17 protein-coding genes and 1 tRNA gene are annotated in these 19,959 nt (G+C 68.7%); 15 read left to right on the forward strand and 3 right to left on the reverse strand.

Going from position 1 to position 19,959, the window contains the following annotated elements; all coding sequences use genetic code 11:
* Positions 1–123 precede the first annotated feature (123 nt).
* The 3 genes from efeU to efeB are packed head-to-tail and all read left to right on the forward strand — an operon-like array spanning position 124 to position 3,534.
* Complete coding sequence (gene efeU / locus EL337_RS22350; protein WP_048632980.1) at positions 124–1,047, forward strand: iron uptake transporter permease EfeU; 924 nt, start codon at positions 124–126, stop codon at positions 1,045–1,047.
* Positions 1,044–2,207 (forward strand): iron uptake system protein EfeO, encoded by a 1,164-nt coding sequence (gene efeO / locus EL337_RS22355; protein ID WP_048632881.1) that lies wholly within the window; start codon positions 1,044–1,046, stop codon positions 2,205–2,207. Before efeU ends, efeO begins: the two co-directional genes overlap by 4 nt.
* Positions 2,188–3,534 (forward strand): iron uptake transporter deferrochelatase/peroxidase subunit, encoded by a 1,347-nt coding sequence (gene efeB, locus EL337_RS22360; protein WP_083443096.1) that lies wholly within the window; start codon positions 2,188–2,190, stop codon positions 3,532–3,534. Before efeO ends, efeB begins: the two co-directional genes overlap by 20 nt.
* An 84-nt stretch (positions 3,535–3,618) precedes the next feature.
* On the opposite strand, the gene EL337_RS22365 is transcribed toward efeB, so the two are convergent.
* Together EL337_RS22365 and mfd are read right to left on the reverse strand one after the other, a co-directional pair.
* Positions 3,619–4,671: a nucleoside triphosphate pyrophosphohydrolase gene (locus tag EL337_RS22365; protein ID WP_048632879.1), complete on the reverse strand. Its 1,053-nt coding sequence runs from the start codon at positions 4,669–4,671 to the stop codon at positions 3,619–3,621.
* Positions 4,672–4,690: 19 nt separating this feature from the next.
* Complete coding sequence (gene mfd / locus EL337_RS22370) at positions 4,691–8,347, reverse strand: transcription-repair coupling factor (protein ID WP_048632878.1); 3,657 nt, start codon at positions 8,345–8,347, stop codon at positions 4,691–4,693.
* 137 nt (positions 8,348–8,484) lie between these two features.
* Between mfd and EL337_RS22375 the strand changes: the two genes are divergently transcribed.
* Both EL337_RS22375 and EL337_RS22380 read left to right on the forward strand, forming a co-directional pair.
* A complete protein-coding gene (locus EL337_RS22375) occupies positions 8,485–9,732 on the forward strand; it encodes a C2 family cysteine protease (protein WP_048632877.1) in 1,248 nt (415 codons plus the stop codon).
* Positions 9,733–10,245, forward strand: coding sequence for a hypothetical protein (locus tag EL337_RS22380; protein WP_048632876.1), 513 nt, complete (start codon positions 9,733–9,735; stop codon positions 10,243–10,245).
* A gap of 12 nt (positions 10,246–10,257) precedes the next feature.
* Here the strand turns inward: EL337_RS22380 and EL337_RS22385 are convergent, their stop codons facing one another.
* A complete protein-coding gene (locus EL337_RS22385; RefSeq protein ID WP_048632875.1) occupies positions 10,258–10,851 on the reverse strand; it encodes a TetR/AcrR family transcriptional regulator in 594 nt (197 codons plus the stop codon).
* Between the two features lie 109 nt (positions 10,852–10,960).
* Here EL337_RS22385 and EL337_RS22390 point away from each other — a divergent pair, with 109 nt between their 5' ends.
* From EL337_RS22390 to EL337_RS22435, 10 genes are all read left to right on the forward strand, one after another.
* A complete protein-coding gene (locus EL337_RS22390) occupies positions 10,961–12,472 on the forward strand; it encodes a PucR family transcriptional regulator (protein WP_048632874.1) in 1,512 nt (503 codons plus the stop codon).
* 117 nt (positions 12,473–12,589) lie between these two features.
* Positions 12,590–13,870, forward strand: coding sequence for an NAD(P)/FAD-dependent oxidoreductase (locus EL337_RS22395; protein WP_048632873.1), 1,281 nt, complete (start codon positions 12,590–12,592; stop codon positions 13,868–13,870).
* 78 nt (positions 13,871–13,948) lie between these two features.
* On the forward strand, positions 13,949–14,446 hold the full coding sequence (locus EL337_RS22400) for a GreA/GreB family elongation factor (RefSeq protein ID WP_083443095.1): 498 nt from the start codon (positions 13,949–13,951) through the stop codon (positions 14,444–14,446).
* A gap of 48 nt (positions 14,447–14,494) precedes the next feature.
* Positions 14,495–14,566, forward strand: a tRNA-Gln gene (locus EL337_RS22405).
* A gap of 79 nt (positions 14,567–14,645) precedes the next feature.
* Complete coding sequence (gene glmU, locus EL337_RS22410) at positions 14,646–16,121, forward strand: bifunctional UDP-N-acetylglucosamine diphosphorylase/glucosamine-1-phosphate N-acetyltransferase GlmU (RefSeq protein WP_048632871.1); 1,476 nt, start codon at positions 14,646–14,648, stop codon at positions 16,119–16,121.
* A gap of 114 nt (positions 16,122–16,235) precedes the next feature.
* A complete protein-coding gene (locus EL337_RS22415) occupies positions 16,236–17,216 on the forward strand; it encodes a ribose-phosphate diphosphokinase (RefSeq protein ID WP_048632870.1) in 981 nt (326 codons plus the stop codon).
* Between the two features lies 1 nt (position 17,217).
* The gene (arsC, locus tag EL337_RS22420) at positions 17,218–17,571 is read left to right on the forward strand and encodes an arsenate reductase (glutaredoxin) (protein WP_048632869.1); all 354 of its coding nucleotides are present in this window, start codon (positions 17,218–17,220) and stop codon (positions 17,569–17,571) included.
* Entirely contained in the window at positions 17,568–18,224 is a 657-nt protein-coding gene (locus tag EL337_RS22425) for an LpqN/LpqT family lipoprotein (RefSeq protein WP_048632868.1), read from the forward strand. The genes arsC and EL337_RS22425 overlap by 4 nt, the downstream gene beginning before the upstream one ends.
* Before the next feature lie 42 nt (positions 18,225–18,266).
* Positions 18,267–19,133 (forward strand): oxidoreductase, encoded by an 867-nt coding sequence (locus EL337_RS22430; protein WP_048632867.1) that lies wholly within the window; start codon positions 18,267–18,269, stop codon positions 19,131–19,133.
* A gap of 157 nt (positions 19,134–19,290) precedes the next feature.
* Entirely contained in the window at positions 19,291–19,956 is a 666-nt protein-coding gene (locus EL337_RS22435; RefSeq protein WP_048632866.1) for a 50S ribosomal protein L25/general stress protein Ctc, read from the forward strand.
* Positions 19,957–19,959 lie beyond the last annotated feature (3 nt).

Raw genomic sequence — 19,959 nt, forward strand, 5'->3', positions numbered from 1 at the left:
TCTGACCCCGGGCCGACGGACACGGGTGTACATTCATCGTGCGCTTCAGGAAATGAGGTGAGCCACACCTTGCTATGGGTAGCCAAGGCTGGGGTGGGGCAAGGCGTAGTGAAGGACAATGTGATGGTTGCTGGTACAGACCTCGCGGTCAGTACGTACTACGCGGCGCCGAACGTGACCTCACAGCTTTTCGGCAGCGGACTCATAGGTTTGAGGGAAGGCCTCGAGGCGGCGATCGTCGTCTCCATCCTGGTGGCGTTCCTGGTCAAGTCGGATCGCCGGGACGCCCTCAAGTGGGTGTGGCTGGGTGTCGGCGCCGCGGTGGCGATGACCGTCATCGTGTTCCTGACCATCCAGTTCGGCCAGAACACCATCAGCGGGCTCGGCGCCGAGGCGATTGCCGGCGTCGCGTCGCTGATCGCCGTCGCCATCGTCACGACGATGGTCCTGTGGATGAAGAAGGCGGCCGCGTCGATCTCCGGCGAGCTGCGCGGGGGGATGTCCCGCGCCCTGGAAACCGGGCCGCTGGCGGTGACGGCACTGGCTTTCCTCGCCGTCGGCCGCGAAGGCGTCGAGACCGCGCTGTTCATGGTCGGGTACGCCGAAGCGCAGACCGCGTGGCCCCTGCTCGGGCTGATCGTCGGCGTGGCCATCGCCGGGCTGATCGCCTACGGCATGTATCGCGGCGCGTTGAGCATCAACCTCGCGAAGTTCTTCACCTACACCGGAGTCTTCCTGATCGTCGTCGCCGCCGGAATCCTGTCCTACGGCGTCGGCGCGCTACAGACGGTGGGCTGGCTGCCCGGCCTGTCCACCAGGGCCTTCGACATCAGCACCTGGTTCAACTGGTCGGCCTGGTACGGCGAGATCATCCAGGGCATCTTCAACGTCACGCCGACCCCCACGGTGCTGCAACTGGCCGGCTACCTGACCTACCTCGTCGTCGTGCTGGCACTGTTCCTGCGCCCGACCGCGACGCCCGCACGGCCCACCCCGCCGTCCCCTGAACCCACGAGCAGTCCCTCTACCGAAAGGTCCACCACGTGAAGGTCCATTCCTCCGTCGCCGCCGTCGCGGCCGCTCTGGCCGCCCTGACACTCGCCGGCTGCCAGGCCAAAGAGGAGGCGGCCCCCGCCGCCTCCGACGACGGTGGCGCGGCCCCCGCCGAGATCACCGTCGACGCCTCTGACACGGCGTGCACGCTGTCGGGCACCGAGGGCAGCACCGGCGCCAACACCTTCGTGATCACGAACAACGGCAACAAGGTGACCGAGTTCTACGTCTACGACGAGGGCGAGCGGGTGATGGGCGAGGTGGAGAACATCTCCCCCGGATTGCAGCGCAAGCTGATCGTGCAGCTCACCCAGCCGGGCACCTACCAGACGGCGTGCAAGCCCGGCATGATCGGCGACGGCATCCGCGGCGAGTACACGGTCAGCGGCGAAGAGGTGCAGGTCGACACCGACGGCAAGTTCAAAGAGGCCGCCGACAACTACAAGCGCTACGTCAACAGCCAGGTGGAGGCGCTGGTGCCCGCCGTCGAGTCTTTCGCGGCGGCCGTGAAGTCCGGTGACGTCGAGGCGGCCAAGACGCAGTTCCCCGTTTCGCGCACCTACTACGAGCGCATCGAGCCCGTCGCCGAGTCCTTCCCCGACGACCTCGACCCCCGGATCGACCTGCGTGAGGCGGACCTGGAGCCCGGCCAGAAGTGGACCGGCTTCCACGCCCTGGAGAAGCAGCTCTGGGTGACGGGCCTGCAGCCCGACGCCAATGCGCTGGCGGACCAGCTCGTCGCCGACGTCAAGGAACTCCAGACCGGCGTCTCCGTACCCGATTTCACGGTTGACTCCACCCAGATCGCCGGCGGCGCCCAAGGGCTGCTCGACGAGATCGCCACCAGCAAGATCTCCGGTGAAGAGGACATCTTCAGCCACACCGACCTGTGGGACTTCAACGCGAACCTGCAGGGCTCGCAGACCGCTGTGGCGTCTGTGCGGCCGATCCTCGACGAGCGCAACCCTGACCTGGGTAAGCGCGTCGACCAGCGCTTCGAGGAAGTCGAGGCGCTGCTGGAGCGCTACCGTGAGGGCGACGGGTTCGTGCTCTACGACAAGGTCACCGAGCCCGAACGTCAGGAACTCTCGCGCGCCATCGACGCGCTGAGCAAGGAAGTCAGCCAGGTGCAAGGTGTCATTGCCCCCCAGTGAGCGACGCTCACAATCCGGCGTGAGTGATGTGTCGCAGCCGGCTCAGCCCGAACCTCAACGGTCCGGGCTGAGCCGCCGCAAGCTGTTCGGTGCCGCCGGGGTGACGGCCGCGGTGGTCGGTGCGGCAGGCGCGGGAGCGCTCGCCGGGCGGGCCTCCGCGGCGCAGACACCGGAGGGCCACCTGCACACGGCGGTGCCGTTCCGCGGCGAGCATCAGGCGGGCATCGTCACCGAAGCCCAGGACCGCATGCACTTCGCGACGTTCGACGTGACGACGAAGAGTCGCGACGACGTCGTGAAGATGCTCGCGGACTGGACCGAGATGGCCGAGCGGATGACCCAGGGTAAGGAGGCGTTCCCCAACGGCTCCACCGGCCAGAACCCGTACTCGCCGCCATCGGACACCGGGGAAGCTCTGGGGCTGCCGCCGTCACAACTCACGCTGACCATCGGGTTCGGGCCGTCGTTCTTCCTCAAGGACGGCGTCGACCGCTTCGGCATCGCCGACAAAAAGCCTGCCGAACTGGTGGACCTGCCCAAGTTCCCGAACGAGAAGATCGACCCCGCCCGCAGCGGCGGCGACATCGTCGTCCAGGCCTGCGCCAACGACCCGCAGGTCGCCGTGCACGCTATCCGCAACCTGGCCAGGATCGGCTTCGGCACCGTCGCCGTGCGGTACTCGCAGCTGGGCTTCGGCCGCACCTCGTCGACCACGCGCGAGCAGTCCACACCGCGAAATCTGTTCGGGTTCAAGGACGGAACCGCCAACCTGCGCTCCGACGAAGCCGAGAAGCTGCGCGATTTCGTGTGGGTCGCCGACGGAGACGGGCCGGCGTGGATGAACGGTGGTTCCTACCTGGTGGCGCGGCGCATCCGGATGCGCATCGAGCAGTGGGACCGCACCACGCTGCTGGAGCAGGAACGCGTCGTCGGCAGGCAGAAGGGCTCCGGCGCGCCGATGGGACTGACCGAGGAGTTCGACGATCTCGACTTCGACCTCACCGACGACAAGGGCGAGCCGGTCATCGACACGCTGGCCCACGTCCGGCTGGCGTCGCCAGAGAACCTGGGCGGCATCGAGATCCTGCGCCGCGGTTACAACTTCACCGACGGGTCGGACGGCTTCGGACATCTGGACGCCGGGTTGTTCTTCATCGCCTTCGTGCGCAACCCGATCACCCAGTTCATCCCGATGCAGAATGCGATCTCGCGCCACGATGCGATGAACGAGTACGTGACGCCCACCAGCTCCGCCGTGTTCGCCTGTCCGCCAGGCATTCCCGAGGGCGACACGTCGACGTTCTGGGGCTCGACGCTCTTCTACTGACGTCGGGCCGCGGCGCCATCGTCGAAATCCACGTTGTGCAGACTACGTGCGAGAGCAGGCCTGCACAACGTTGATCTCGACGAGCTAGGACCGGTCTGTGGCCTCGGCCTCGTCGTCAGCGGGGTCATCGTCAGCGGGCTCGGCCTCGTCGTCAGCGGGGTCATCGTCCACCGGCTCGGCTGCCTCGGCGGCCTCGGACTCGACGACCGTGGGCCAGGCCGCGCGCCACTCGTCCGCGGAGATCACGCCGTGCGGGGCGTCGTCGAGCTCTTCGGCCACCTCGTCGCTTCGCCGCGCCGCCGCGACCGCGCGCTCCGCGACACGGACGTCCGCGATGAACTCCAGAACCGCTGAACGCAAGGCAGTTTCGGCATCGATCTCGGCGCTCACCGTGACCGATGTGATGGACGCTGGCAACAGATCGACGGGCAGGCCGGCGGTCTCCGCCCGGGCGAGCACCTTCTGCGCCAGCGCCAGCGCAGGCTGGGCGGTCGGGATGTCATCCATGATCGATTCGCGTGACAGTTTCTCCAGCGCCTTGCGCTGCTCCCACTGAGCCAACTGCTCTTCGAGCGAAATCGACTCTCCCGCAAGGACTGCGGGAACCCGATTGCCCAGCTTGCGGACCAGCGCATCGGCGACGTCGTCGATGTCGAACCCGTTCTCGGGGGCGTCCTCGGCGATGCGCGCGTGGAACAGCACCTGCAGCAGCACGTCGCCGAGCTCGTCGCGCAACTCGGTCAGGTCACCACCGTGCACCGCGTCGAACAGCTCGTAGGTCTCCTCCAGCAGATACCGCCGCAGCGAATCGTGGGTCTGCTGGCTCTCCCACGGCCCGGCCGTGCGCAGCTTGTCCATCATCGCGACGGCATCGACCAGGCGTTCACCGGACTGCGCCGCGGGCGCACTGATCACCCGCTCCCCCGCCGCGATGCGGGCCGCGACCGACGGATGGGCGCGATCCGAGGACAGCAGCACCTCTGCGGGATCACCGGTGTAGGCGGGTCGCGCCGACGGCAGCGACCACGGCACCTTGATCGGCATCTCCTCGGTGTACTGCACGTCACCGGTCAGGAGTTCGATCGCCTCGACCGGGACAAGCGACGGACGGCGCGGGTCGACCAGGACGACCGTCATCGGCTCCAGCTCATGTCGATCATTTCGCTGCGACACCTCCGAACTTGGTTATATCAACTTCCTCCTGCGGTTTCCCGTCGATGGACAGCAATAACCCTGCCACGAACGCGACGAGTTCGAGATCGCGGATCCGCGGGGCTCCGACCCCGGCGCCCGCGCGCGGGATCGGCACCTGCACGGTGGACGTGGTGGCGCGGTAGTTGGCACCGGCATAGAGGCGCTTGAGCCTCAACTGCGCGGAGTCCGCCAGGGTCAGCGGGGAGATCCGCACCGTCGACGCCGACAACGCGCCGATCTCGGTCACGTTGTGCGCCCGTGCCAGCAGCCGCAGGCGCGCCAGCGCGATCAGAAGTTCCGCCGGCTCGGGTAGCGGCCCGTAGCGGTCGACCAGCTCCTCGATCACCGAGTCCACGGACCTGTCGTCGGCGGCCGCGGCCAGTCGGCGATAAGCCTCCAGCCGCAGCCGGTCGCTGCCGATGTAGTCGGGCGGGAAGTGTGCATCGACCGGCAGATCGATCCGCACATCCTTCGGTTCCTCCGGCGCCAGAACGGTTTTCCCGTCCGCGGCCGCACGGTAGGCCTCCACGGCCTCGCCGACCAGACGCACATACAGGTCGAAGCCGACGCCGGCCACATGCCCGGACTGCTCGGCGCCCAACACATTTCCGGCGCCGCGGATCTCGAGGTCCTTCATCGCGACGGCCATTCCCGCGCCCAGCTCATTGTTCTGGGCGATGGTGGCCAGCCGGTCGTAGGCCGTCTCGGTCAGCGGAACCTCAGGCGGATACAGGAAATACGCGTAGCCGCGCTCGCGCGACCGCCCGACCCGGCCGCGCAGCTGATGCAGCTGCGAGAGGCCGAACGTGTCGGCCCGCTCGACGATCAGCGTGTTGGCGTTCGAGATGTCCAGGCCCGTCTCGACGATCGTCGTGCACACCAGGACGTCGTACTCGCGGTTCCAGAAGCCCTCGACCGTGCGCTCGAGCTGCTCCTCGGGCATCTGCCCGTGGGCGACGACCACGCGCGCCTCCGGCACCATCTCCCGCACCTTGGCGGCGGCCTGGTCGATGGTCCGCACCCGGTTGTGGATGTAGAACACCTGGCCGTCGCGCAGCATCTCGCGGCGCAGCGCCGCCGCGACCTGCTTGTCATCGTGCTGCCCGACATAGGTCAGGACGGGGTAGCGCTCCTCGGGCGGGGTCAGGATGGTCGACATCTCGCGAATGCCCGCCAAGCTCATCTCCAGCGTGCGCGGGATCGGGGTGGCGCTCATCGTCAGCACGTCGACGTGGGTGCGCATCGATTTGATGTGCTCCTTGTGCTCGACGCCGAAGCGCTGCTCCTCGTCGACGATGACCAGGCCGAGGTCCTTCCACGTCACGCCGGTCTGGATCAGCCGGTGCGTACCGATGACGATGTCGACCGACCCGTCTTTCATGCCGGCCAGGGTTTCCCTCGACTCGGCGGCGTCGGTGAACCGGGACAGGCCCTTCACCGTGACGGGGAAGCCCGCCATGCGCGCGGAGAACGTCTGCAGATGCTGGTCGGCCAGCAGGGTCGTCGGTACCAGCACCGCCACCTGCTTGCCGTCCTGGACCGCCTTGAACGCCGCCCGCACCGCGATCTCGGTCTTGCCGTAGCCGACGTCGCCGCAGATCACCCTGTCCATGGGGACTGGCTTCTCCATGTCGGACTTCACCTCGGTGATCGCCGTGAGCTGGTCCACGGTCTCGGTGAACCCGAACGCGTCCTCCATCTCGACCTGCCACGGGGTGTCCGGCGCGAACGCGTGGCCCGGCGAGGCCTGACGCTTGGCGTAGAGCGTGACGAGCTCGGCGGCGATCTCGCGAACTGCCCTGCGCGCCTTCGTTTTTGTGTTGGCCCAGTCACTGCCGCCCAACCTGCTCAGGTTGGGCGCTTCGCCGCCGACGTACCGGGACAGCTGGTCCAGCGAGTCCATCGGCACGTAGAGTTTGTCGGTTCCGCCCCCGCGCTTGGCCGACCCGTATTCGAGCACCAGGTACTCGCGGCGGGCGCCGCCGATCACCCGCTCGGTCATCTCGACGAACCGGCCGATGCCGTGCTGATCGTGCACCACGAGATCGCCGGCGGTGAGCGCCAGCGGGTCAACGACGTTGCGGCGCTTGGCCGCCAGCTTCTTGCCCTCGGTCGCCGCGGCGCGGTTTCCGGTCAGGTCGGTCTCGCTGAACACCACCAGATTGGCGCCCGGGATCACCACGCCGTCGTGCAGCGGGCCTTTCAGGACGCCGACGACGCCTTCCTTCGGCGCGGAGCCGGGGTCCAGAATCGCTGCGGGCGTGTCGGATTCGGAGAGTTGCTCGACGATGCGCATCGCGGTACCGGTGCCGGGCGTGACAACCACGCCGTACCCGCCGGTGGCAACGTGGGCGCGCAGCATCGCAAAGATCTCGTCGAGATTGTGTTGCTGCCCTCGCGCCGACGGAGCGGGACGGATGTCGAGGACGATTGACTCGGCTGAGCCGCTGTCGAGCTGACTCAGCGTCCACCACGGGTGGCCGCCCTCGCGTGCGGCGTCCCGCGCGGCGCTGTAGCCGACGTATCCCGACGCCCCGAGCGCCTCGATGTCGATGGGTACGTCCCCGCCGACCGCCGCGGTGGACCACGACGCTTCCAGGAATTCGCGGCCGGTCTTGATCAGATCGGCGGCCCGTGAACGGACCTTCTCCGGATCGCAGACCAGCAGCGGCGTGCCCTCGGGCAGGTGGTCAGTCAGTGTGCCGAAGGCCTCCGGACCGCCTTCGGGCATGAGCAGGGGCAGCAGCGCCTCCATGCCTTCGACCGGGATGCCCTCCGCCAGTCGCGCCAGCATTTCCGGGATACTGCCCGGCACGCTGTGCTCTTTGACGGGATGCTCGGCCGACAGCGCGGCTGCGCGGTGGCGGACATCCTCTGTCAGCAGCAACTCACGGCACGGTACGGCGATCACCGTGTCGATGTCGATCTCGGGAATGGACCGCTGATCGGCGACCGCGAACATCCGCATCTCGGTCACTTCGTCGCCCCAGAACTCGACGCGCACGGGGTGCTCGGCCGTCGGCGGGAAGATGTCGAGAATGCCGCCGCGGACCGCGAATTCACCGCGCTTGCCCACCATGTCGACGCGGGTGTACGAGAGATCGACGAGGCGGGCGACAATGCCGTCGAACTCCGCGTCGGCGCCGACAGTCAGCGTGACCGGCTCGATCTCGGCGAGGCCGGGAGCCATCGGCTGCAGCAGCGACCGCGCGGTCGTCACGACGATCCGCAGCGGCGGGCCGAGTCGCTCGTCCTCGGGGTGTGCCAGTCGGCGCAGCAGCATCATCCGCGCACCGACCGTGTCCACGCCGGGTGAGAGCCGCTCGTGCGGCAGCGTCTCCCACGACGGGAACAGCGCGACGGCCTCACCGAAGACGCCCCGCAACTCGGCGGTCAGGTCGTCGGCTTCGCGGCCGGTCGCGGTGACGACGAGCAGCAGTCCGGCTTGGGCGAGCGCGGACGCCACGTAGACCCGGGCGCTGGCCGGGCCGACGAAGTTGAGATCGACGGGCCGGTCGGCGGCGCGGCGAACGACCTCCTGCAAGGAGGGGTCACGCAGTGCCAGGTCGACGAGGCCCGCGATCGGGGTGTGGACATGAAGGGGCCCCGCTACGGTCATGATCTCTCCATCGTAGGCACCCGCCGACCTCGTCCGGCCGCGGGCACTGCCGTGCCCAGACCGTCGAAAATTGGTGCGCGGACCCGCCCGATCCCCGTGTTAGCTTCGATCCGAGTTTGCGGGGAACGGGGGCTTCGATGGTTGCGACGATCTCGGTCGTTGAAGCCACCCAGCCGGCACGTTTGCTGGACGCCGCCGATGCGCAGGCCGCCGACGCGGCTGCGGTCACCGTCGAGAGTGAAGTGCAGCACCGCGGACTGGCCGTTGTGCGCAACATCTGGCAGGCGGATGCCGCGGACACCGCGGTGGCGACGGCCGAGAAGAACCTCGCCCGTCAGCATGCGCTCCAGGCGAAGCTGACGAACTATGCCGCGGCGCTGCGCTTCGGCGGCACGAACCTGGGTCCGCTGCGCAGCCAGATTCTGGCGATGGTGTCGCAGGCGCGGGCGCTGGGCGGCATGGTCGCCGACGACGGCACCGTGGTGGGCGCTCGCACCATGGGTGTGATGACAGCGGCGCTCGCGGCCGCCTACACCGCATCGCTGCGGAGCATGCTGGCGATGTTCAACCGGATCGACGCGACCACCGCCGAAGCCTTGCGGACCGGCGGCCCCCTTCCGCAGACACCGCCGGCTCCCGACTTCGCGTGGACCGACGAGGACCTCTACCGGGGTGGTGTGGACGGCGCCCCGGCCGGCTCCGACGTCAACCAGGACGGCATCGGCGACTGCTACCTCGTCGCCACGATGAGTGCGATCGCCCACGCCGACCCTCAGTGGATCAGGGACCGCATCTCCTACGACCCGCAGACGGGGCTGTTCGACGTGACGATGTGGGACGGTGCCGGGTGGCGCCACATCAGCGTCACCCAGGCCGACGTCGACGCCAACATCGCCGCGGGGGGCGCCAGCGGCGTCGACAACGTCGTGACCGGCGCGCCGCTGTGGCCCGCGGTGCTGGAGTCCGCCTACGCCACGTTGAAGGCCCCCGGACAAGGGATCCAGGGCATCGAGCGCGGGGTGACGCCGCCGGCCCTGGAGGCGCTGACCGGCAACGACGGCCGCTGGATCATCCCGGCGACGGAGTGGATGACCCCGAGCCAGAACATCGACGGCCAGATCGCCGAGGCCCTCAGCGGACATCAGCCGGTGATGCTGTCCACCAGCGTTTTCGGCGGGCCGCTGGACGACATGCACGTCTACTCCATCGAGGGCCTGGCCGGCACGGGCAGCGACGCCGTCGTGACGTTGCGCAACCCGTGGGGCCCCGACAGTGGACCTCCGGTGATCGAGGCGAGGCTGGGCGATCTGATCGGAACGGGCCCGGCGGCCGGGCTGGGGCTCGGACCCACCGCGATGATCAACATCGGACGGATGGGGTCGTAGGTGAAGCGCATCCTGCTCGTCGTCCTGACGGTCGCACTCGTCGCGGCCCTCGGCGTCACGGGCTATTCACGGCTGTATTCGCCGTCCACCCGTCCCATCCTCAACGGCGCGCCCCTCGTGCTGCCGTACAAGCTCGAGAAGATGTCCGCCGCTCCGCTGAGCAGCCAGCCGCCTCCGGACGAAAGGCGCTACTCCGCGGCTCTGCGCGACGCGGTCTCCACGATCGAGCCCGAATTCCGCATCGACGCCGAGGAGTCCTACATTCGGCGCAACGGCTACGACTGGGTGATGCTGCGCAAGAGGGCGAGCGGCTACCTCGACGCGTTCGGCTTCTCTCAAACGACGGAGTCCCGCGCCGATGTCGCCGGGCAGACCGTTGACTACCTGGTGTGGCGTCCCACCTGGCTGCACAGCGTGTTCGACGATCGGATCGTTCTTGCGGTGGCGCTGCGCGATCCCCGGCCCGACCCCGCGACCATGGTGTTCGGCTACTTCGTGCTGCGCCCGCGCTGACCCCGGCTGCCGCTACTCGTCGTGCAGCGCCGGGTCGGACTCCAGATGGGTCAGCCCGTTCCAGCACAGGTTGACCAGGTGCGCGGCGACGACCTCTTTCTTGGGCTCGCGTACGTCGAGCCACCATTGCGCCGCCATGGACACCGAGCCGACGAGGGCCTGCGCGTACAGCGGCGCGAGTTCGGAATCGAGCCCCCGCCGCGAGAAGTCGCCGGCCAGGATGGACGCCACCTGGCTGACGGCGTCGTTGAGCAGCGTCGAATACGTGCCCGAGGTGATGCTGGCCGGGGAATCGCGGATCAGGATCCGGAAGCCGTCCGTGTGCTCCTCGACGTAGGTGAGCAGCGCCAGCGCCACCCGCTCCACCCGCACCCGGGAACGATTCTTGGTCAGCGACGCGGTGATCCCGTCCAGCAGTGCCGACATCTCGCGGTCGACGACCACGGCGTAGAGGCCTTCCTTGCCGCCGAAGTGTTCATAGACCACCGGTTTGGACACGTTGGCCCGCAACGCGATCTCTTCGATCGAGGTGCCGTCGAAGCCCCGCTCGGCGAACAGCGACTTGGCGATCTCGACCAGTTGCTGGCGGCGCTCGCTGCCGGTCATCCTGGCGCGCGGCGCACGCAGCGGCGCATCAGCACTGACGGGCTTTTCGGGCACTGCCACGGGTCTGAGCGTAGACCGTCGGGGCCCGCATACCGGTAGCGTCAGGTCCGTGATCACGCTGGATCGGCTGATCAACGTCCTCGGTGGATACGGCGCGCGCTGGCACGGCGGCACGTCGGATCGGCAGATAGAACTGCGCAGCGTGGTGCTCCCCGAGTCCGTCGACGGACGCACGGTGTCGGGCGATGTACTGCTCGCGGTGGGCGCCGGGTCCTTGATCGAGGCTGTGCGGTGGGCTCGCGCAGCGCGGGCCACCGTCGTGCTGACCCGTGAACATGACGACGACCCGCCGCTGGACACGGAAGGCGTCGCCGTCGTCGTCGTCGATTCGGCGACGCCGTGGAGCGATGTCGCCGCCGTCGTCTACGGCCTCGTCCTGGAAGGCCGAGAGACCGAATCGGGCCGCGGACCGACCGACCTCTTCGCGCTCGCCGACAGCCTGGCCGATGCGGTGGGCGGTCCGGTGGTCATCGAGGACCGAACGTCGCAGGTGCTGGCATTCTCGCGCGGACAGCAGGACGCCGACCCAGTCCGGGTGGCGACGATCCTGGCCCGGCAGGCACCCGCGGAAATCCGGGAGGTGTTCGCGGCACACAAAGTCTTCACGCACCTGGAACTGTCCGACGAGCCGATTTTCGTACCGGGTGAGGTGGGGGTCGGCCTGACCGGCCGGATGGTCGTGGCGGCGCGCGCGGGCCGCGAGCTGCTCGGCTCGGTGTGGGTGGCGTGCGCGAGCCCGCTCACCGGGACTCGGCTGGACGCACTCGCGGACGGGGCACACACCGTCGCGTTGCATCTGCTGCGGTCACGCGCCAGTGCCGATCTGGAACGTCAGGTGGAGTCCGAGCTGGTCATCCGGTTGCTGGAGAGTCCGGCCGATGCGGCGACCGTGGCCAGTCGGCTGGGCCTGCCGCCGGCGTCACTGCGCGTCATCGCATTGCGGGCCGCCGAGGGCGACCAGCGACACGCGGCGCTGCTGCAGGTGTTCGAGCGGGCGACCGCCGGCTTCGGGTGGTCGCGCCCGTCGCGCAGCGCGCTGGCGGACACCACGGTCTACACCGTGCTGTCGGCCGAGCACGCCACGATCGCGCGAGACTGGGTCACCGCGTTGGTCGCAACGCTGCCGCGCGGACTGACTGTGCAGGCCGGCATCAGCGCGCCCGCCGCCGCCACCGAGCTGGCTGTCGCGCGCGCAGAGGCCGACGAATGTCTGGCCCTTCAGGAGGGCACCGGGGCCGTCGTCCCGCCTGCATACGACGAGTCGTGGGACGACCTGGTGCTGCAACGTCTCCGGACCGCGGCGCACTCCGGCCGTACCCCGCGCCGGGGCGTGGTCGCCGAGCTCCGGGAACACGACCGTGCGCATGGCACCGCGTATGTGGCGACGCTGCGCGCGTGGCTGCAGGAGCGCGGCGATCCGGGGCGCATCGCCGAGCTGCTCGGCGTCCACGAGAACACCGTGCGGTATCGGATGCGGCGGATGGCCGAGCTGACCGACCTTCGGCTCGACAACGCGCACAAACGGTTCGCGATGATGATCGAGCTAGCTGTCGTGAACTAGACCAGTTTGTCGGTTCGCGACAGTTGAACCGCCCGCCATTGTCGCTTCGCAACGACACTTTCGCTGCGTCGACGCCGGACCATGGAGTCGACGGCAACGTGAGCGAGAGGTGGAGCGATGTTCGGCGGATCAGGGATGGCCAACGGTCCCCGGTCTGTGGTCGTCGTCGGAGCCGGCATCGTCGGCCTGTCGACCGCGTGGTTCCTGCAAGAGCGTGGAATCGACGTGACGATCGTCGACCGGACGGGTGTCGCGGCAGGCGCTTCCTGGGGTAACGCCGGCTGGGTGTCACCCGCGTTGACAGCCCCGCTGAACTCGCCGTCGGTGCTGCGCGAGGGTGTGCGGGCGCTTGCCGACCCCGCCGCGCCGCTGCACATCCCGCTGCGAGCCGACCCCGCCCTGCTGCGGTTCATGGTCCGCTTCGCCGCCCACTGCCGGCCGGCCGCGTGGCAGCGGGCGGTGCACGCGAACGCGGTCCTCAACGACGAGGCCATGGAGACCTTCGACGTGCTGGTGGCCAGCGGTGTCGACGCCCCGGTCACCGACACCTCGCTGGCGGCGGCGTTCCGCGACGCGCGGCAAGCCCGCCGGTTCCTGACCGAGCTGAGCCACATGTCGGCGACGGGCCCGCGGCTCGAGTCGGACATGCTGACCGGTGCGGCCCTGCACCGCCAGGTACCGCTCGCTTCCGTGGACGTGGCGGCCGTGGTCAACGTGCCCGGCCAACGGTTCGTCGATCCGGGCCGCTTCACCCGCGCGCTCAGCCGGCAGGTCGCCGCGCGCGGGGCGACGCTGCACATCGGCGAGGTCAGCGGCGTGTCCCGGACCCAGGACAGAGTTCTCGTCGAACGGCGCGGCGGCGAACCCCTGAGCGCTGACGCCGCAGTGCTGGCCACGGGCGCCTGGTTGCCCGCGTTGACCGGGCGACGGGTTCGGGTGGGACTGCAGGCCGGTCGCGGTTACTCGTTCACGGTGCCGGTCGACCGCCCGCTGCCGGGACCGATCTATCTTCCGGAGGCCCGCGTCGCCTGTACCCCGTACCGGGGCGGCCTGCGGGTGGCAGGGACCATGGAGTTCCGCCGCCCGGGCGAACCGCTGTCGCTCCGTCGGGTCGAGGCGATCATCGCATCCGCTGCCCCACTTCTGGCCGGCGTCCGCTGGGACGAGCGCACCGACGTCTGGGTGGGCGCCCGTCCGGTCACCGACGACGGCATGCCGCTGATAGGCCAACTGGCGGACGGTGTCTACATCGCCGGTGGACACGGCATGTGGGGACTGGCCCACGGTCCTGCGACCGGCCGACTGCTCGCCGAGCAGATCGCCACCGGAAAGCAGCCCGAGGCCGCGCGTCCGTTCGATCCGCTCCGCGGGCGCCGCGGCACCACTTCTCCCCTCTGACGAGGGCTCCCCGGTCGTCAGGGGCGGCGGCAGTGTCCCGCCCCTGACGACGAACACCCCTACCGAAAAGGACACACCGTGCAGAACACTGACCTCATTTGGATGACGCCGCAGGCCCGCGAAGGACTGGAGAGAGAGCTGGCCACCCTGATGACCCTGCCCTCACCGGCGGACGAGGACGACCGCACCGATCAGGTGGTCGATGCCTGGCTGGCCCGTAAGGAACGGATCCGGCAGATCCACGAACTGCTCAGCAGGGCTGATCGGATGAGCAACCCTGCCGACGACGGCGTCGCCGAGCCAGGCATGGTGCTCACCGTTCGCTTCGACGACACCGGCGACACCGGCGACACCGAGACCTTTCTTCTCGGCACCCGCGGCACCGTCGACTCCGAACTGGACGTCTACACCGTCAATTCACCGTTGGGCAGCGCACTGCTGGGAGCCACCCCGGGCGAGCATCGCAGCTATCTGCTGCCGAACGGCAGCGCACAGCAGGTGACCCTGCTGACGGCCAAACCGTACGACGCGCGTCTCCTCGACAACAGCGATCCGCGGGAGCTTGCACAGCGCTGAGCCGCCCTGACAGGGTGCGTTAAAGTCGCACGCGTACCTCGTGACCGGTCCGTCGTGGTGTAATCGGCAGCACCTCTGATTTTGGTTCAGATAGTTCAGGTTCGAGTCCTGGCGACGGAGCAGCGAGCGTGCACGAAATGGCTCCTGGCCCGGCGTGTCGAGTGCAGACACGCACGCTCGCGGAAGTGGGAAGACATCGATGCGTGACGCCGCGGTCGTGATCCTGGCGGCGGGTGCGGGCACCCGCATGAAATCGGCCACCCCGAAGGTGCTGCACACGCTGGCCGGGCGCAGCATGCTGGGCCACAGCCTGCACGCCGTCGCCCGAGTCGCGCCGAAGCACCTCGTGGTGGTGGTCGGCAAGGACCGCGAGCAGGTGGCACCTGCCGCCGAGCAGATCGGCCGGGACCTCGGCCGCGACGTACAGATCGCGGTGCAGGAGGAACAGCGCGGCACCGGGCACGCCGTGGAGTGCGGCCTGACCGCGCTGCCCGCTGACTTCGCCGGCGTCGTCGTGGTCACCGCCGGGGACGTCCCGCTGCTGGACGGGGACACGCTGACCGATCTTCTCGTCGCCCACAACGCCGAATCGGCGGTGGCGACGGTGCTGACCACCACGCTCGCGGACCCCACCGGCTACGGCCGGATCCAGCGCACCGAGGTCGGCGACGTGCTCGGCATCGTCGAGCAGGCCGACGCCAGCCCGGCGCAGAAAGAGATCACGGAGGTCAACGCCGGCGTCTACGCGTTCGACATCGACGCGCTGCGGTCGGCGCTGAGCCGACTGCACGCGAACAACGCCCAGCAGGAGCTGTACCTCACCGACGTGATCTCCATCGTGCGGTCCGACGGCCGCTCCGTGGGGGCACAGCACGTGACCGACACCGCACTGGTGGCCGGCGTCAACGACCGGGTTCAGCTCGCCGACCTGGGCGTGGAGCTGAACCGCCGCATCGTCGCCCGTCATCAGCGCGCCGGCGTGACGGTCGTCGACCCGGGCTCGACGTGGATCGACATCGACGTCAGCATCGGCCGCGACACCATCGTGCGTCCCGGCACCCAACTGCTCGGAGCCACCGCCATCGGCGGCCGCTGCGAGATCGGCCCCGACACCACGCTCACCGACGTCATGGTGGGCGACGGCGCCCAGGTGGTCCGCACCCACGGGAGTTCCTCGCGGATCGGCGATGACGCCGTCGTCGGCCCCTTCACCTATCTGCGCCCCGGCACGGTCCTCGGTTCCGCAGGCAAGCTCGGCGCGTTCGTCGAGACCAAGAACGCCACCATCGGCGCGGCCACGAAGGTGCCGCACCTGACCTACGTCGGCGACGCCGACATCGGCGAGCACAGCAACATCGGCGCATCCAGCGTGTTCGTCAACTACGACGGAGAAACCAAGAGCCGCACCACAATCGGCTCCCACGTCCGCACCGGCTCGGACACCATGTTCGTCGCACCGGTGACCGTCGGCGACGGTGCCTACACCGGCGCGGGCACGGTGATCCGCGACGACGTCCCGCCCGGAGCGTTGGCGGTGTCGGCGGGTCCGCAGCGCAACATCGAGGGCTGGGTGGCCAGGAAACGGCCGGGCAGCGCCGCCGCGCAGGCCGCCGAGGCGGCCGCACATCAGGCCCCGGCAGCCGACCCGGAAGGCGCCGAAGCTACCGGCGAGTAGCGTTTCGTCGCCTTTTATTGGCATTCTGGTAACCCGCCACCGTAGGCGCGGAAACGCTCCGTACGATGGCCGGAGAATCGATCCGCCATCGATCTGAGAAGCCGAGGGCAGCCCGTGAGCCACGACTGGACCGACAACCGCAAGAACCTGATGCTCTTCTCGGGTCGAGCGCACCCCGAATTGGCGGAGCAGGTCGCCAAAGAACTCGACGTGTCCGTCACCGCGCAGACCGCGCGGGACTTCGCCAACGGGGAGATATTCGTCCGCTTCGACGAATCGGTGCGCGGCAGCGACGCCTTCGTCCTGCAGAGCCATCCGGCGCCGCTGAACACGTGGCTGATGGAACAGCTGATCATGATCGACGCGCTCAAGCGCGGCAGCGCCAAGCGCATCACCGCGATCCTGCCCTTCTACCCCTATGCCCGGCAGGACAAGAAGCACCGCGGACGCGAACCCATCTCCGCACGGCTGGTCGCCGACCTGTACAAGACCGCGGGCGCCGACCGCATCGTCACCGTGGATCTGCACACCGACCAGATCCAGGGCTTCTTCGACGGCCCCGTCGACCACATGCGGGCTCAGAAACTGCTGTGCGGCTACATCGTCGAGAACTACTCCGACCACGACATGGTCGTGGTCTCCCCCGACTCCGGCCGCGTGCGCGTCGCCGAGAAATGGGCCGACTCTCTCGGCGGTGTGCCGCTGGCCTTCATCCACAAGACCCGCGACCCGCTGGTGCCCAACCAGGTCAAGTCCAACCGTGTCGTCGGTGACGTCAAGGGCAAGACCTGCATCCTCACCGACGACATGATCGACACCGGCGGCACCATCGCAGGCGCGGTCCGGCTGCTCAAAGAGGACGGCGCCGGCGACGTGATCATCGCCGCCACCCACGGCGTGCTGTCCGATCCCGCGCGCGAACGGCTCGCCGACAGCGGTGCACGCGAAGTCATCGTCACCAACACACTGCCGATCGGCGACGACAAGATGTTCCCGCAGCTGACCGTGCTGTCCATCGCGCCACTGCTGGCCAACACCATCCGCGCGGTCTTCGAGAACGGCTCGGTGACAGGACTTTTCGACGGTTCGGCCTGATATGCCAGACGGTACCGGCGCCACGATCTACCACAACCCCAAGTGCTCGACGTCGAGGAAGACCCTGGAGTTGTTGCACGACTTCGGTGTCGAACCCGAGATCGTGCTGTACCTCAAGAACCCGCCGTCACGCGCCGAACTGGTCGCGATGATCGCCGACGCCGGTATCCAGGTGCGCTCCGCCGTGCGCAAACGCGAGCCGCTGTACGGGGAGCTGGATCTCGCATCTGCCTCTGACGACCAGCTGCTCGATGCGATGGCCGAACATCCGATCCTGATCGAGCGGCCGTTCGTTGTCACCGCCAAGGGCACCCGGCTGGCGCGCCCGATCGACAACGTCCGCGAGATTCTGTGACCGGTTGTCTCCGGCCGGTCCTCGCTGCCGCGGTGGTCCTGGCAATAGCGGGATGCACCGCCGAAACCCCTGACTACCAGACGGTCTGGTCCACATCGAGTAGAACCAGTGCCTCTGCGACCGCCCCGCCCGACGCGCCCGGGATGCCCCTGGCGGCGTTCCTGGAACAGGAAGGGGTCGACGGACAACCGGTGGCCCCGGACAAGCTCACCGACCTCACGGTCACGATGCCGACGCCGCCCGGCTGGCGCCCCTACCAGAACACCAACCTCGCGCCGGGTACCCGCATGATCGCCAAGGGCGACACCTACCCCACCGCCATGCTGCTGGTGTTCGAACTCAAGGGCGACTTCGACGTCGCGCAGGCCCTCACCCACGCCAACGTCGACGCGAAGTCATCGCAGAACTTCCAGGAGCTCAACTCGTCCTCCACGGACTTCGCCGGATTCCCGTCGGCGATGATCGAGGGCAGTTACGACCTCGGCGGCGACCGGATGCACAGCTACAACCGCGTCGTCTTCGCCACCGGCGCGGCACCAGCGCGGCAGCGGTATCTGGTCCAGTTCACCGTCACCGGCTACGCCGACAAGGCGGTCGAGGAATCTGCCGACATCGAGGCGGTCATCAAAGGCTTCACCGTCAAGGTCCCCTGACCTGCTGAACCTCCACTGCCGCGGATCACTACTGTGATGGCCATGAGCGACTGGACCGCCGCCGACCTGCCCTCTTTCGCCGGACGCACCGTCATCGTGACCGGCGCCAACAGCGGGCTGGGCCTGGTGACGGCCCGCGAACTCGCCCGCGTCGGCGCCACGACGATCCTGGCGGTGCGCAACCTCGACAAAGGTCACGCGGCGGCCGCCGGCATGTCCGGCGACGTCGAGGTCCGCCACCTCGACCTGCAGGACCTCGCGTCGATCCGGGTATTCGCCGAGGGCGTCGCGCACGTCGACGTGCTGGTCAACAACGCCGGCATCATGGCCGTGCCCTACGCCCTGACCGCCGACGGCTTCGAGAGCCAGATCGGCACCAACCACCTCGGGCACTTCGCGTTGACCAACTTGCTGCTGCCCAAGATCACCGACCGCGTCGTCACGGTGTCCTCGATGATGCACCTGCTGGGCTACATCAGCCTCAAAGACCTCAACTGGAAATCGCGGCCCTACTTCGCGTGGCCTGCGTACGGACAGTCGAAGCTGGCCAACCTGCTGTTCACCAGCGAACTGCAGCGCAAGCTGGCCGCAGCAGGTTCCGCGGTGCGCGCGGTCGCCGCTCACCCCGGCTACTCCGCGACCAACCTGCAGGGCCACTCCGGCAACCCGCTCGGAGAGAGGATCGCGCGAGCCGGAAACCGGCTGGCCACCGACGCCGACTTCGGGGCCCGCCAGACGCTGTACGCGGCTGCCGCCGACGTTCCGGGTGACAGTTTCATCGGGCCACGGTTTGCGATGACGGGGCCGACCGGACCCGTCCCGCGCAGCCCGCTGGCGCGTAACCGGGGCAAGGCCGCCGCACTGTGGACGCTGTCCGAGCAGCTCACCGGCACGGAGTTCCCGCTGTAGATTTTTGGCTGAGCAGGCGATCTGCGCTAACCTTGCGGACGCGTCACGGCGAGGGTGGTCTGCTTGAGCAGCCGCCGTTATCGACGGGAACCAGAACTTCTTCGGTGTTCATCCCTGGCCGTGCCCGATACCTATCACCGGCACAGGAGCAACCGACATGGCGAAGAACGCCCCCAACAATCTCACCGCGGCCGTCCGCACCGTCACCGGCAAGGGCGCATCGCGCCGCTCCCGCCGTGAGGGCAAGGTGCCCGTGGTGCTCTACGGCCACGGCAGCGACCCGCAGCACCTCGAGCTCAACGCACGCGACTTCGCCGCCGTGCTGCGCCACACGGGCACCAACGCGGTCCTGACCCTCGACATCGAGGGCAACGAGCAGCTGGCGCTGACCAAGGCCATCGAGATCCACCCGATCCGTCGCAACATTCAGCACGCCGACCTGCTCGTGGTGCGCCGCGGCGAGAAGGTGACCGTCGAGGTGTCCGTCGCGGTCGAGGGCGACGCCGCCCCGGGCACCCTGGTGACCCAGGAGACCAACACCATCGAGATCGAGGCGGACGTCCAGTCCATCCCCGAGCAGTTCGCCGTGTCGGTCGAGGGCGCCCAGGAGGGCACCCAGATCCTGGCCGGCCAGATCGAGCTGCCCGACGGCGTCACGCTGATCTCCGACGCCGAATTGCTGGTCGTCAATGTCGTCACCGCGCCGACCGAGGAAGACCTCGAGGCAGAGGGCGCCGGCGAGGCGACCGACGCTGCCGGCGACGACACCGCCGAGGACTCGGGCGACGAGGACACCTCCGAGGGCGAGTCCGAGTCCGAGTAGGCC

The sequence above is a fragment of the Mycolicibacterium aurum genome, from assembly GCF_900637195.1.
Classification (GTDB): Bacteria; Actinomycetota; Actinomycetes; order Mycobacteriales; family Mycobacteriaceae; genus Mycobacterium; species Mycobacterium aurum.

Coding starts and splice junctions, on each gene's coding strand:
- efeU (WP_048632980.1), top strand. CDS start 124: ATGGTTGCTGGTACAGACCTCGCGGTCAGTACGTACTACGCGGCGCCG.
- EL337_RS22365 (WP_048632879.1), bottom strand. CDS start 4,671: ATGACGGTCGTCCTGGTCGACCCGCGCCGTCCGTCGCTTGTCCCGGTC.
- mfd (WP_048632878.1), bottom strand. CDS start 8,347: ATGACCGTAGCGGGGCCCCTTCATGTCCACACCCCGATCGCGGGCCTC.
- EL337_RS22375 (WP_048632877.1), top strand. CDS start 8,485: ATGGTTGCGACGATCTCGGTCGTTGAAGCCACCCAGCCGGCACGTTTG.
- EL337_RS22385 (WP_048632875.1), bottom strand. CDS start 10,851: ATGACCGGCAGCGAGCGCCGCCAGCAACTGGTCGAGATCGCCAAGTCG.
- EL337_RS22395 (WP_048632873.1), top strand. CDS start 12,590: ATGTTCGGCGGATCAGGGATGGCCAACGGTCCCCGGTCTGTGGTCGTC.
- glmU (WP_048632871.1), top strand. CDS start 14,646: ATGCGTGACGCCGCGGTCGTGATCCTGGCGGCGGGTGCGGGCACCCGC.
- arsC (WP_048632869.1), top strand. CDS start 17,218: ATGCCAGACGGTACCGGCGCCACGATCTACCACAACCCCAAGTGCTCG.
- EL337_RS22430 (WP_048632867.1), top strand. CDS start 18,267: ATGAGCGACTGGACCGCCGCCGACCTGCCCTCTTTCGCCGGACGCACC.
- EL337_RS22435 (WP_048632866.1), top strand. CDS start 19,291: ATGGCGAAGAACGCCCCCAACAATCTCACCGCGGCCGTCCGCACCGTC.